Below are 11180 nucleotides of genomic sequence, written 5' to 3'. Positions count from 1 at the left end.
CGCGACGGGGCGCTGGTGCGCCCGGAAGGGGTGCCACATGAGCGACACGACGCCCGGCGCGCGGCCCGAGGACGAGGAGCCGACCACCGCCTCCGAGACGACTCCGGAGACGCCCGAGGAGCAGTCGGCCACCGGCGAGTCGACCGCTGCGGAGGCACCGCCCGCCGCAGCCCCCACGCCTCCGGGGCCGCCGACCCGTGCGGACGAGGAGACGACCGCGTCCGACACCTCCGAGCTCGACGCGGCGGTGCAGCGCGCCCGCGAGGAGCACCCGGCGCCCGACGAGCCGGCCTCCGAGGAGCCTGCGGCGGCCGAGCCCGAGGCCGCGCCCACCGAGCCCGCCGCCGAGGGCGGCACCGACGATGGTCCCACCACCGAACCGCCGGCGCCCGTCGCCCCCGCTGCGGCCGCTGCGGCCGCGGAGGAGCCCGCGCAGCAGCGGGCGATCTACGTGCAGGCGCCCACCCCGCCCCGAGCGAAGGGCAACCGCGGCTTCGGCGTCGTGGTCGGGCTCATCGCGACCGTGGCGTTCGCCGCGCTCTACGCCCTCGCCGCGTACCTGCTGGTCTTCGTCCAGGGTTCGACCGCGGCGCCCGTGGACGCGTTCGTGCAGTTCCTCGGCCACCCGGCCTTCTGGGTGCCGGTACTGGTCTTCTTCCTGTCGTTCATCGTGCTGGCGGCCATCGTCAACCGGAACGGCTGGTGGGCGTACGCCGTGTTCGGCCTGCTCGTGGGCATCGTCGTGTACCTCTCCTACGTCGGGGGCGCGCTGCTGGGCGAGGCATGGAACCTCACCGCGGCCGAGGTGGGCGACTTCGTCGCCGCACGCTGGCTCGATCCGCGCGCGATCCTCGCCGGTGTCTTCGCCCGCGAGGTGACGCTGTGGTTCGGCGGCTGGGTGGCCGCCCGGGGGCGCACGGTCACGGCGCGCAACCGCGCGGCGCTCGAGGAGTATGACCGCCAGCTGGCCGCGGGCCCGCAGCTCAGCCGGCCCTGACGACACGCGACGGATGCCGCGGGCGGACGACCGCCCGTGGCATCCGTCTGTCCACCGACGACGTCCGGCGAACGTGGAGGACCCTGCGGTCCACGTAGGCTGGCACCGGTGGTGACCGCTCCCCATCGACAGCGGAGCCGATCGGATGGTGTCCTCGTCGTGAGGCGCTGCGCGTCACCCGTTCGAGGTGCGCGATCGCGCCGAGGAGGAAGGAACCCGGCGTGAGCGTCACCCCCGGAACGGATGCTGCGGACCTGCCCGGCGCACGAGGGGCGGGCATCGCGGACCCGGCCGAGGCCGACGTGCTCGGCGTGCGTTCGGCGCCGACCGGTCGGCGCGCGCTCGCGTTCGTGATCGACGCCGCGATCTGGTCCGTGCTCGTCGCCCCGGGTGCCGTGGGCGCGGTGCTGCTGCTGCGCGTCGCGCTGCCCGCGGCGCTGGGCGAGGCATCCGTCGTCGACCCCGCCGACCTCGCGCTCCCGCTCGTGCTGGTACTGGTCAGCCAGGTGCTGCTCTCGGCGTTCGGCCTGGTGCAGCTCATCCTGCACGGCCGACGCGGCATCACCGTGGGCAAGGCGAGCACGGGCCTGCGCAGCGTCAGCATGGTGACGTTCGGCCGCCCCGGCTTCTGGCGCATCACCTGGCGCGCGGCGGTGCTCTGGCTCTCCTGGTCGTTCCTGCCCGTGTTCGGACCGGCCCTGCTGTTCGCCTCCGGCCTCTGGGATGCGAGCGGTCGCGGCCGCAGCTGGCTCGACCGGCTGGGCTCGGTCTGGCTCGTCGACGCCCGCCACGGGCTGGACCCGTCGGATGCGACGGCGATCCGCAAGGCGCGTCGCGCCCTCGCGCCGGCGCCGTCCACCCGCCGTGAGTCGCTGCCGTCGCTGGCCACGGATGCCTCGGGCACGCCGTCGTTCGTGCCCCAGGCGCGGTCCGCGTCGGGCGTGGTCGCCGCGCCCGCGGTCGACGAGACATGGGTGCCGCCGGAGCTGGGCTCGACGCCTCCCACGCTCGGCGCGACGACGACCGAGGCCGGCACCGCGCCGCCCGCGGTCGTGCTCGTGCTCGACGACGGCACTCGGGTCGACGTCACCGGGGACGGCCTGCTCGGCCGCGCCCCGGAGCCGCGCGGCGGTGAGCGGATCGCGCAGCTCCTGCCGCTGGACGACGCGCGCATGGAGATCTCGAAGACCCATGCCGCGTTCGGCATCGACGATGCCGGGTTCTGGATCGCCGATCGGGGCTCGACGAACGGCACCGCGGTGCGCCAGCCGGGTCGCGACGCGGTCGCGCTCGTCGCGGGGGAGCGCACCGCGCTGGCCTGGGGGGCGCGGGTCGAGGTCGGTGGCCGCGCGTTCACGGTCGAGCGCGCCGAGGTCGGCGCATGAAGGTCAAGCTGAGCTATCGGCGTCCGGGCGGCGCCGACGTCGACATCGTGATCACGTCCGACGCCACCGCGACGGTGGGCGACGTCGCCCGCGCGATCGCGGCCAGCGATCCGGCCGGTACGGGCACTGCGCACGTGCCGGTGACGCTCGCCGTCGCGGCGCCGACCGCACGCGAGGCCACCACCCTCGCGTCGGGCGCGCTGTTCGCCGACGCTGCCATCGGATCGGGGTTCCGCGCCGCGGTCGTCCCCGACACCGGCGCACGGTCCGGGGCCCGCACGCCGTCGGCCGCCGCCGTGCTCCAGGTGCGCAGCGGCCCCGAGGCGGGTCGGCGCATCGAGCTCCCCGAGGGGCACAGCGTGATCGGGCGAGGCGGCGACGCCGACGTCCTGCTGGCCGACCCGCTCGTGTCGAAGCGCCACGCGCGCATCGAGGTCGGCCACGGCATCGAGCTGGTCGACCTGAACTCCGCGAACGGCATCCTCGTCGACGGCGGCCTGGTGCCGCGCCTCAAGGTCATTCCGGGCCAGCCGATCGTGCTGGGCGACACCGAGGTGACGATCACCCCGGTCGCATCCGCCGAGGTGGAGCACGACACGGTGCTCGAACGCGGCGGCGGCCTGATGTTCAACCGCTCGCCCCGGGTGGAGGCCCGGTACCCGGGCACCGAGTACCCGCACCCCGACCTGCCGACCGAGGCGTCCCCGCGCATGTTCCCCTGGCCGATGATCATCGCGCCGGTCATCATGGGGCTGTCGATCTTCGCGCTGACCCAGCGGGTGCTCTCGCTCGTCATCGTGGCGATGGCGCCGCTGATGATGCTCGCCAACTGGTTCGGCCAGAAGAGCTTCACGAGTCGCAAGCTCCGCCAGGAGATCGAGACCTTCGAGGTCCAGGCGGAGTCGCTCGAGGACCGGCTCGCCGCGGAGGTCGAGGTCGAGTTCGACCGTCGCCAGGGCGAGGCGCCGGCGGTCGCGACCGTCTACGAGCAGGGGATGAGACTCGGACCGCTGCTCTGGACACGGCGACCCGAGCACTGGAACTTCCTGTCGTTCCGCCTCGGGGTGGGCCGTGCGGCGAGCCGGAACTCGATCGCGCCCGCACCCGGGGGAGGCGGCGTGCCCGAGTACGCCGAACGGGTCGAGCAGCTCCGCGAGCGGTTCTCGACGATCGACGACGTGCCCGTGGTCGAGCTGCTCCCGAGCGCCGGCGCCCTCGGCGTCGCAGGGCCGCGCGCCGTGGCGGCCGACGTGGTGCGCGGCCTCGGCGTGCAGTTGTTCGGCCTGCACGCGCCGAACGAGATCATCACGGCCGCGATCGTCGACCCCGGGTGGGCGCGCGAACTCGAGTGGCTGAAGTGGATGCCGCACACCACGAGCCCGCGGTCGCCGTTCGCCGAGTTCGCGCTCGCCGACAGCCAGGCGACCGGCACGGCGCTGCTGAACGCGCTCGAGGAGACCATCCTCCAGCGTCTCTCCGGTCCCGCCACCCGTCGCGGTCCCCTGCGCGATGCCGACACCGCGATGGAGCTCGGCGCGCAGGTCGGCGACGCGATCGAGCAGACCGGCCAGGGCGACGGCGACATGGCGCTGGTGCTGTTCGTCTCGGCGGATGCCCCGGTGGACCGTCCGCGCCTCACCCAGGTGATCGAGCGCGGTGCCGATGCCGGCATCTACACGATCTTCCTCGGGTCGACCGTCGAGTCGCTGCCCGCCGCGTGTCGCACGTTCATCGACGCGTCCGGCGGGCTGGAGGACGCATCGGTCGGCATGGTGCGCGCGGGGATCACCCACGAGCACGTGCGCGTCGAGGGCGTCTCGGCCGCCTACGCCGACGTGTTCGCCAAGCGACTCGCACCGGTGGTCGACGCGAGCACCGTCGTCGCCGACTCGAGTGACCTGCCGCGCTCGGTGTCGATGCTCGGGCTCATCGGCCACGAGCTCGCCGACTCCGCGTCGAGCGTGGTCGAGCGCTGGCGACAGAACGACTCGGTCGCCGACCGCTCCGGCGCACCGCTGCCACGCCTGAAGCGCGCCGGCACGCTCAAGGCGTTCGTCGGGCAGTCGAGTCCCGACGCGATGACACTCGACCTGCGCAGTCAGGGGCCGCACGCGCTCGTCGGCGGCACGACCGGCGCCGGCAAGTCGGAGTTCCTGCAGGCCTGGGTGCTGGGCATGGCCGCCGAGTACAGCCCCGACCGGGTCACCTTCCTGTTCGTCGACTACAAGGGCGGCTCGGCGTTCGCCGACTGCGTCGACCTGCCGCACTGCGTCGGGCTCGTGACCGACCTCAGCCCGCACCTCGTGCGGCGCGCGCTCACGAGCCTCCGCGCCGAGCTGCACCATCGCGAGCGGCTGTTCAACCGCAAGAAGGCGAAGGACCTGCTCGAGCTCGAGCGGCGTCGCGACCCCGAGTGCCCGCCGGCACTCGTGCTCGTGATCGACGAGTTCGCCGCCCTCGCGAACGAGGTGCCCGAGTTCGTCGACGGCGTCGTCGACATCGCCCAGCGCGGTCGGTCGCTCGGCATCCACCTGATCATGGCCACGCAGCGCCCCGCGGGCGTGATCAAGGACAACCTGCGCGCGAACACGAACCTGCGGGTCGCGCTGCGCATGGCGGACGAGTCCGACTCCCGCGACGTCGTGGGCGATGCGGTCGCGGCGGGCTTCGACCCGTCGTTGCCGGGCCGCGGCATCGCGAAGACGGGGCCCGGGCGGCTGGTCCCGTTCCAGTCGGCGTACGCCGGCGGCTGGAGCGTGGACGAGGAGGCGGTCGCCGAGGTGCGCGTCGCCGAGCTGCGCTTCGGCGGCGTCGTCCTCTGGGAGGCCGACGCCGAGCCCGAGGCGACGGAGCTCGCCGCGGACCCCGGGCCGAACGACCAGAAGCGCATGGTGCGCAGCATGGTCGCCGCCGCGACGGAGGCGTCGATCCCGACGCCGCGGCGCCCGTGGCTCGACGACCTCGCGGCCGCGGTCGACCTCGTCGACCTCCCGGTCGCGGGCGACTCGCAGGTCGTGGTCGGACTCGCCGACCGGCCGGAGCGGCAGCTCCAGGAGCCGGTGCACTTCGTGCCCGACCGCGACGGCTCGATGCTCGTCTACGGCACGAGCGGCTCGGGCAAGTCGACCGCGCTGCGCACGGTCGCGATCGCGGCCGGCATGCGGCCCGACGCCGGCACGGCGCAGGTGTACGGGCTGGACTTCGGCTCGGGCGCCCTGCGCTCGCTCGAGGCGCTGCCGCACGTCGGCGCGGTCATTCCGGGCGATGATCCCGAGCGCGTGCAGCGCCTGCTGCGTACGGTCGGGGACCTGCTCGATCGCCGGGGTCGCGCGTTCAGCGCGGTCAACGCGGCGAGCCTCACCGAGTACCGCGACCTCACCGGTGCGGCCGAGCCGCGCGTGTTCGTGCTCATCGACGGGTTCGGGCAGTTCCGCTCGGAGTGGGACGGGGCGACGGTCCGCGCGCCCTCCTACAACGCGTTCATGCGCATCCTCGGCGAGGGCCGGCCGCTCGGCGTGCACGTGGTCGCGACCGCCGATCGCGCGGGTGCGGTGCCCACCGCGGTCGCGGCGAACGTCACGAAGCGCATCGTGCTCCGGCTGTCGGAGGAGACCGCGTACCAGGTGCTGGGCGTGCCGAAGGACGTGCTCGACGAGCGCTCGGTGCCGGGCCGTGCGGTCGTCGACGGCGCGGAGGCGCAGGTCGCGGTCCTCGGCGGGTCGACGAACGTCGCCACCCAGACCGTCGCGCTCGAGGCGCTCGCCGCACGCCTGCGGCGCGAGGGGGCGCCCGAGGCGCCCGAGATCGGCGCGCTGCCCGTCGCGTACCCCGCTTCGACGCTGCCGGAGACGGTCGCGGGGGAGCCCGTGCTCGGGCTCGCCGATGCGACGCTCGGGCCGATCGGCTTCGAGCCCGTGGGCACGTTCGCGGTGACGGGCCCTCCGCAGAGCGGCAAGTCGCAGGCCCTGCGCGGCCTCGTCGATGCGATGCGGCGGTTCGACCCCGACGTGCGCCTGTTCCACTTCGCTGGCCGGCGTGCGCAGCTCGGCGACCATGCGCCGTGGACCCGCAGCGCCACGAACATCGCCGACGCGAAGGCACTGGCGAAGGAGCTCGTCGAGCTCATCCCCGACGAGCGCCTCGACCATCGCATCATGGTCGTGGTCGAGCAGGTCACGCAGTTCGCCGACACCGAGGCGGAGCGCCCGCTCAAGGAGCTCTTCCAGGCCGTCAACCGCAGTGACCACTTCCTCGTGGGCGATGCCGACGTGTCGCTGCTCTCGAGCGGATTCGGCTTCATCGGCGACTTCAAGGCCGGGCGGCGGGGCGTGGCGCTGCGGCCCGACGCCTTCGACGGAGACTCGGTGTTCAAGGTGCCGTTCCCCAAGGTCAAGCGCGCGGACTTCCCGGAGGGCCGGGGGATCTTCGTGCAGAACGGGCGCATCCACACCGTGCAGCTGCCGCTGTCATGAGCCGGATGCCGCCGATGGGGATCGCTCCCCATGTCCACGAAGCCCGAGCCGCGAATAGGCTCGCGATCGCCGGCGATGCACCGGCCGAACCCCGAGGAGGCGAACCGTGTCGGACGTACTGATCAGCTACTCGGTGCTGAACGAGCTCAACGGCTCGCTCAAGCAGATCATCGTCGAACTCGACGACGCCGCCGGTCGCACCGGCGCGCTCGAGCACGCGATCGGCACCCCGTGCGGCCGGAACGAGCTGCGAAACGCCGTCGACGAGTTCGAGTCCGGCTGGGACGATCGCAGGCGGTTCCTCCGCGAGGACATCGCGACGGTGCAGCAGCACGTCGAGGAGGTCGGCCGGGCCTGGGAGGACTGGGACCTCGAGGCGTCCTCCTCGCTGAGCGTCGACGCCGACGAGACCAGCCAGTTGCCGCGCAGCTGACCGACCACCGACCGACCGACGCCGACGAGGAGCGACGCGAATGGACCGCACACCCAGGGGCCGCGACATCGAACCGATCGAGGGCGACGTCGACGACATCGCCCTGCGCGCCGACCAGATCGTCTCCCTCGGCATGCAGATGCGCGAGTCCGCCGGCCTGTTGCAGGCGATCGCCGACGGCGCCGAGGGCATGGACGGCCTCAGCGTCGAGAAGCTGCGGGAGGTCGTCGGCGATGTGTACACCGAGCTGCGCCTCGCCGGCGAGCGCTACACGCCCACCGGGCTCGCGCTCCAGACCTACGCCGGGTCGCTCGAGACGGTGCAGACGGGCCTCGCGACCCTCATCGACGACTGCGAGCAGGCATGGGTCGAGTACACGTCGCGGCACATGGAGTACGGCACGATGCCGCTGCCGATGCCCGACCCGGAGACGGGCACGGTCGACGACACCACGCGCGAGAACGCCCGCATCGCGCGGGACGTCGCCCACGACGCCTGGGAGCTGCTCGCGGTCGACTACGACGCCCGCTACGACACGTGGGAGGCCGCGTTCGATCGCGCGACCGACGCGATCGGCACGGCCACCGAGGGCGGCATCTCCGACTCGTGGAAGGACGACCTCGCCGGCTTCGTCGACACCGCGCTGACGGTGCTGACCGTCGTCGGCATCGTGCTGGCCGTGCTCGCGATCATCGTGGGCGGCCCGCTCATCGCGGTGCTCGGCACCATCGTGGGCATCCTCTCGCTGATCGGCACGCTGTACATGAAGCACTACGGTCGCGCCGACTGGGGCGAGGTCGCCTGGGCGGTCGTCGGGGTGATCCCGTTCGGCAAGCTGGGCGCGTTCGCCGACGGCGCCGAGGTGGGCACGCGGACGTTCCTCCGCGGGTTCGTCGCACTCGACGAGATCGGCCCGGCGATGGGCCAGGTGAGCAGCGGCTGGACGGCCGTCAGCACCGGCCTCTCGGCGGGTGGCGCCGGCCTCTCGGGTCTCCAGCAGGGTGGGCGGAACCTGTACGCCACGCTCGCGGACGACATCGTCGCCTCCGACATCTTCGCCCGCTACATGGGTGCCGGGAGCGCGGCCGAGCTGGCCGAGTTCGCCGCGGACGAGTCCAAGGTCGCCGATCTGATCATCGGCCACCTCGACGTCACCCGGACGAAGGTGACGACCATGCGCGACATCGCGGGCCTGTTCCCCGGTGACGACCCCGCCGACACCTGGCGCGAGCAGCTGGCCGCGACCCCGTGAGCCGACGCGTGACGCGACGGTTCGCACAGGCCCGCCCCGAACCGGCAGGATGTGACGGATGTCACTGAGAGACGAACTCCTCGGCACGCGCCCGGAGGTCCCCCCGTTCCAGCTCCTCCTCCCACCGGGATGGGTCGAGCACGCACCGGACGCGGCGGGGGAGCAGGCGATGCTCTCCCGGGCATCCGATCGCCTGCGCCGGCAGCACCGGCCCGACCTGAACGCGCAGCTGCGCTCGCTCACCCGCCAGGCGTTCGCCGACCTGCGTCGCCTCGATGCCGTCGCGTACTACGTGCAGGAGACCGCGCCGGGCGACGCGATCATGCCGATGTCGATCACCGCGACCCGCATGAGCGCGCCCGACGGCGGCACGCTCGACGCCCAGGTCGCCGAACTCATCCGGTCGCACGGCGCGCGCGCCCTGAACGAGGACCGTTCGATGATCCGCTGGGAGCGCACGGGCTCGCACGAGCTGAACGGCGAGCGCGTCGGTTCCCACACCGTGTCGTACTTCACGCCGATCCCGGGTACGCGCCGCCGCAGCGCCCTGCGCTTCGCCGCGGTCGTCACCCATCCGGTGGGCATGGCACCCACGGAGCATCCGCTCGCCGACTTCATCTTCGTCGCAGATGCCATCATGGGCACCTTCGCGTGGATGCCGCGCGAGGGGGCGACCGCATGAGCGCGACCACGGGGATGCGCCTCGACCTGCAGGTTCCGGATGTCTCGTGGAGCCTCGTGCCGCGCGATGCGTCGCCCGAGCAGTGGGACGCGTTCTCTGCGGAGCTCGCGACCGGCTATGCGGCCGTGCGCGAGGGCGACGGCCTCACGGGCGACCAGCGCATGGCGCTCGGCGTGATGCTCGACGACGTGCGTGCGCAGGTCGCCCCCGACGACGTGGTCACGCTGCTGTTCCGGCCGTACCTCGTGCCGGTCACTGCGGTCGTGCACGTGCGCGTCGCCGAGATCGCCGCGGGCGACGACGTCGACTCCGCCCTCCGCACCGCGCTCACGCCCGACCTGCCGCTGGCGATCCCGCCCGTGGTCGAGGACATGATCGCACCGGCACTCGGCGCAGGGCGCCGGTCCAGCTTCGTCATGGGTGCATCGGATGCCGCGGGGCGCACGGTCGGCGGCATCAGCTACGCCATCGCGGCCGACGGGTTCGTCGTCCACGTGCTGACCTCGCCGACCCCGCCGACGGTGATCGGGCTGCTCGAGGAGCAGCTCGAGCAGATCGTGCAGACGCTCCGCATCGTTCCCGTCGATGCCTGAGCGGTCCGAGGGCGACCGGATGCCACGGGCCGACCAGCTCGCAGGCTGGGCCCGGTCCCTGAAGCGCGCGGGCTCCGCCGAGCTCGCGGAGCTCGACCGCCGCCTGCTCGCCGTCGCGCCGGACGTGCTGGCGGACGTCGAGCGCGCCGCGCGCGGCCAGGCGGACGCGGCGGCATCGTCGGGCCTCGCGCAGGACGGCGTCGCGGCGATGGCGCGCATCGCCGCACGGGTCGACGCCGACCACCCGCGTGCGGGCTGCGCATCGCTGCTGCTCACGGGTGCGCTGCTCCTGCCGATCACGGTGGCGCTCGCGCTGTTCGCCGCCGGCGGCGCGGTCGCGCGGGACGACGCCGTCGCGGTCGGCGGCGTGCTCGCGGCCGTCTCCGGCGCGGCCGCGCTGGTGCTGCTGGTCGCCGCGCTCGCGTCGCCGCGCCTGCTCCAGCCGCTGCCGCGCATCGCGATCGGCTCGGCGGGCGTCGGGGTCGTGACCGCGGCCGTCGCGGGCGCTCGGATCGCCGGCGACCCGTCGGGCGGCTCCTCGGCGGTCGGAATGGTTTCGGTGATCGTGGTGGCGGCTGCGCTCCTGGTGGTGCTCGCCGTGGTCGACTCCGTGCGCAGGGTGCGCATGCATGCCGCGCAGCTGGCCGACACGGCGGCCGACCGTGCGATCGCGGACCCGTACCTCGCGGAGTCCGCCGACGCGAGGCGGCGTGCGCTCGACGAGGTTCGGGCGGCGGTCGGCCGGCTCGACGCGGAGCGACGCCGCGACATCGATTCCGCACGGACTGCGGCGCTCGACGTGCTCGTGCGGCGCGGGCTGCTGCCCCAGCGGCGCGCCCGAGCGCTCGCATCCGAGACGGTCGGCGCCCTGCTGCTCGTCGCCGCGGATGCGCCGCATCCGCCGTCGCGGGCGCCCCGCTCGGCCTGAGCGACGCAGTCATCCACCGGTGGGCAGTGCTGCCCATCGCCCGTGCCCGCGGCCCGGGTTAGCGTAGGGGTCGTTCGGTCCGAGTGGGACCGACTCAGACGATCGGGAAGGTGGAACTCATGGCGGACTTCGGAGCGTCCTACGGTGAGATGGAGGCCATGGCGACCAAGCTGGGCGATGCGCGGGACGACATCCAGTCGCAGCTCGACCAGCTGAAGTCGTCGGTGGACAGCCTGCTGGGCGAGGACTTCCGCACGCAGCACGCGTCGGGCCGCTTCGGCCAGGGCTATGAGGAGCTGACGACGGGCCTCAAGTCGGCCGTGGACGGCATCGGCGAGATGGGCGAGTCCCTGCGCGGCATGATGACGGCGATCCAGGAGCTCGACTCGCAGCTCGCGGGCGGCTGAGCGCGCAGCGACCAGTACGGACCGGCGAGGG

At 73.5% G+C, this 11180-nt stretch carries 9 protein-coding genes; all 9 read left to right on the top strand.

Going from position 1 to position 11180, the window contains the following annotated elements; translation table 11 throughout:
* The first annotated feature begins 37 nt into the window (after positions 1-37).
* The 9 genes from ABZK10_RS01490 to ABZK10_RS01450 all read left to right on the top strand — a co-directional run bounded on the left by ABZK10_RS01490 (position 38) and on the right by ABZK10_RS01450 (position 11149).
* The gene (locus ABZK10_RS01490; protein ID WP_353807409.1) at positions 38-997 is read left to right on the top strand and encodes a hypothetical protein; all 960 of its coding nucleotides are present in this window, start codon (positions 38-40) and stop codon (positions 995-997) included.
* A gap of 221 nt (positions 998-1218) precedes the next feature.
* Complete coding sequence (locus tag ABZK10_RS01485) at positions 1219-2382, top strand: RDD family protein (protein WP_353807408.1); 1164 nt, start codon at positions 1219-1221, stop codon at positions 2380-2382.
* Positions 2379-6854, top strand: a complete 4476-nt coding sequence (locus ABZK10_RS01480) for a type VII secretion EssC family protein (RefSeq protein WP_353807407.1) — start codon at positions 2379-2381, stop codon at positions 6852-6854. The genes ABZK10_RS01485 and ABZK10_RS01480 overlap by 4 nt, the downstream gene beginning before the upstream one ends.
* 106 nt (positions 6855-6960) lie before the next feature.
* Complete coding sequence (locus tag ABZK10_RS01475) at positions 6961-7287, top strand: hypothetical protein (RefSeq protein ID WP_353807406.1); 327 nt, start codon at positions 6961-6963, stop codon at positions 7285-7287.
* A 40-nt stretch (positions 7288-7327) separates the two neighbouring features.
* Positions 7328-8539 carry a hypothetical protein gene (locus ABZK10_RS01470; RefSeq protein WP_353807405.1) on the top strand — a complete coding sequence of 404 codons (1212 nt, stop codon included), beginning with the start codon at positions 7328-7330 and terminating at the stop codon, positions 8537-8539.
* A gap of 58 nt (positions 8540-8597) precedes the next feature.
* Positions 8598-9221, top strand: a complete 624-nt coding sequence (locus ABZK10_RS01465; protein WP_353807404.1) for a hypothetical protein — start codon at positions 8598-8600, stop codon at positions 9219-9221.
* Positions 9218-9814 (top strand): hypothetical protein, encoded by a 597-nt coding sequence (locus ABZK10_RS01460; protein ID WP_353807403.1) that lies wholly within the window; start codon positions 9218-9220, stop codon positions 9812-9814. The genes ABZK10_RS01465 and ABZK10_RS01460 overlap by 4 nt, the downstream gene beginning before the upstream one ends.
* Positions 9807-10742 carry a hypothetical protein gene (locus ABZK10_RS01455; RefSeq protein ID WP_353807402.1) on the top strand — a complete coding sequence of 312 codons (936 nt, stop codon included), beginning with the start codon at positions 9807-9809 and terminating at the stop codon, positions 10740-10742. The genes ABZK10_RS01460 and ABZK10_RS01455 overlap by 8 nt, the downstream gene beginning before the upstream one ends.
* A 119-nt stretch (positions 10743-10861) precedes the next feature.
* Positions 10862-11149: a WXG100 family type VII secretion target gene (locus ABZK10_RS01450; RefSeq protein WP_353807401.1), complete on the top strand. Its 288-nt coding sequence runs from the start codon at positions 10862-10864 to the stop codon at positions 11147-11149.
* The last annotated feature ends 31 nt before the right edge of the window (positions 11150-11180 follow it).

Source organism: Agromyces sp. SYSU T00194, from assembly GCF_040496035.1.
Lineage (GTDB): Bacteria > Actinomycetota > Actinomycetes > Actinomycetales > Microbacteriaceae > Agromyces > Agromyces chitinivorans.
This window is presented reverse-complemented; position numbering and strand designations above follow the sequence as displayed.